Annotated in this window: 4 protein-coding genes; 1 reads left to right on the top strand and 3 read right to left on the bottom strand. The window is 47.7% G+C overall.

Annotation, left to right across the window (positions count from 1 at the left end):
• Window positions 1-74: 74 nt before the first annotated feature.
• Complete coding sequence (locus ACLW56_RS25220; protein WP_330986339.1) at window positions 75-386, top strand: SymE family type I addiction module toxin; 312 nt, start codon at window positions 75-77, stop codon at window positions 384-386.
• A gap of 55 nt (window positions 387-441) precedes the next feature.
• Here ACLW56_RS25220 and ACLW56_RS25215 read toward each other — a convergent pair whose 3' ends face one another.
• The 3 genes from ACLW56_RS25215 to ACLW56_RS25205 all read right to left on the bottom strand — a co-directional run bounded on the left by ACLW56_RS25215 (window position 442) and on the right by ACLW56_RS25205 (window position 1715).
• Complete coding sequence (locus ACLW56_RS25215; RefSeq protein WP_330986338.1) at window positions 442-927, bottom strand: immunity 26/phosphotriesterase HocA family protein; 486 nt, start codon at window positions 925-927, stop codon at window positions 442-444.
• Entirely contained in the window at window positions 924-1352 is a 429-nt protein-coding gene (locus tag ACLW56_RS25210; RefSeq protein ID WP_330986337.1) for a hypothetical protein, read from the bottom strand. The genes ACLW56_RS25215 and ACLW56_RS25210 overlap by 4 nt, the downstream gene beginning before the upstream one ends.
• Window positions 1353-1574: 222 nt before the next feature.
• Window positions 1575-1715 (bottom strand): hypothetical protein, encoded by a 141-nt coding sequence (locus tag ACLW56_RS25205; RefSeq protein ID WP_330986335.1) that lies wholly within the window; start codon window positions 1713-1715, stop codon window positions 1575-1577.
• Window positions 1716-1769: the final 54 nt, after the last annotated feature.

Here is a 1769-nt window from a genome sequence, read left to right as displayed (position 1 = left end):
AAACAGCGCGGCGGTAGCGAGTTTGCACCTCATTACCGCCGCTGACCACAAGTAACTAAAAGAGGTAGTTAATTATGGCTGAGAAGCATTCTACGGCAGAACGGAAGATTTCCAAAACGCAGCGCCGCTACAGCGTCGGGTATATTACCGCGCGGCACGCCGACCCCAAAACATTCCGGACACGCTATTATTCCCGTCATCCGAGCCTGACGCTTAAAGGCGACTGGCTGAAGGATGCAGGGTTTGATACCGGGACGGGGGTGACAGTGAAAATATCGGACGGCGTGCTGACGATTATTGCGGATACCAGTGAAGTGCAGGCCCTGAAGGCTGAACTTTACCAGTTTAAACAGGCGGCTCTGGGGATGAAGGTGCTGGTTGCTTAGTGGGTTGAGGATGATAAAAGAGCCGGGAAGATCTGATGATCTTTCCGGCTTGAATTTAAAAAATTTCTTTTAGTAGTTGTTTAACATCATAATCGCCTTGCGGGCTTAACCTAGGGAGGGACCAGGCCTCTTTTTCTGAGATTGAATATGCATTCCCAAAAACATCTTCTTTTTTACATGAGCTTCCTAAGCCATAAGAAAAATAAACATGTTCAACATTCGTCGGCTCATAGTTACTTTGATGCCCAATAATTCTCCAATCCCCTCCAGACTCTACTTTTTTATCAAATAATGAGTATGTATCAATCACGATTGGGTCGATAACTCTTTCTAATTCAATTATATTTTTTCCTGTCACCTCCGGAACTGGAGATGTGAAATTAAATAATTCAGCAACATGCCCAGTCATTATTTTTGATATCACTCTTCCAAAGCAATATTTACCTTCATCTAATCGGAAACAAAAAATATCTCCCGACTTAACAAAACGAAGCATGGTTCTTGGTTTTTTATCCCAACCCCAAAATTTAAAATCACTCATGGACAAACCCCGCATCCTTTACTGTTATAGGCATTTTTAAATGCTTCAGCTCTCGGGTCAGTTCGTGACGGGTCAAAGGAGTTAACTTTATTACCTCTGTTCGTCGCTGATATATCTTCACCAATTACTCCCGTTTTGGTGCCATATTTATCAATATAATGCTGCTCGTAGCCGCGAGCCTGACCATATGTAACATTTTTATCAAGAACCTCCATCCGTGATCCTGGATTTAATCTTCCTGTAGCACGGTGTTCGCCAGCTCTTCTTTCTGTATCGTTGGTAATTCCAACATAATAAGGCTCAGTAGCACCAGGATCGAACAACCCATAAACGTTATACCCTGGGGTATCAACGCCCACTAAACCTAATGGATCGATAAATCTCAGGGGGTTTGATACATATCCATATGGGTTATCTCCCCCCAACAGCCCTATCGGGTCATAGGAACGATCCCGACGGCATCGTACTTTTTAACACGCTACCGCCCGCGCCGTTACTGCCTTTCCGGCCACTGCTTTTCACATCTTTAACAACACGTTAGCACGCAACGCCCGACGCGCACTTTTGCACCGGAGGCCAGTATAACGGCGACGGCCGCTGCCGTTAATGTCTTGTTTTGTCCTTGTCTTTTTTTGTGAACGGCATCATTACCCCTTCACGTAACCCGTACCGGAGCCGCTGCTTGCTGCGGCTCCGGTACGGGTTGGCCGGGCGCGGGCTGGCGAGGCCCGCTGGCGACGGTACGCCGCCCCGTGGCACACCTGCCTGACCGGGTTTTGGGTTTGCATGACCACGCTGAACCCGGGCGGGATGCGTTGGCTGGCGGCGGCGGTAAGGAGTGA

The sequence above is a fragment of the Pantoea sp. sgz302252 genome, assembly GCF_047713085.1.
Lineage (GTDB): Bacteria > Pseudomonadota > Gammaproteobacteria > Enterobacterales > Enterobacteriaceae > Scandinavium.
The sequence above is the reverse complement of the archived record's forward strand: the minus strand, read 5'-3'. Positions and strand labels throughout refer to the sequence as shown.

Bases quoted from the DNA above. Each gene is read 5' to 3' on its own strand.
- ACLW56_RS25220 (WP_330986339.1), top strand. From the start codon at position 75: ATGGCTGAGAAGCATTCTACGGCAGAACGGAAGATTTCCAAAACGCAG.
- ACLW56_RS25215 (WP_330986338.1), bottom strand. From the start codon at position 927: ATGAGTGATTTTAAATTTTGGGGTTGGGATAAAAAACCAAGAACCATG.
- ACLW56_RS25205 (WP_330986335.1), bottom strand. From the start codon at position 1,715: ATGCAAACCCAAAACCCGGTCAGGCAGGTGTGCCACGGGGCGGCGTAC.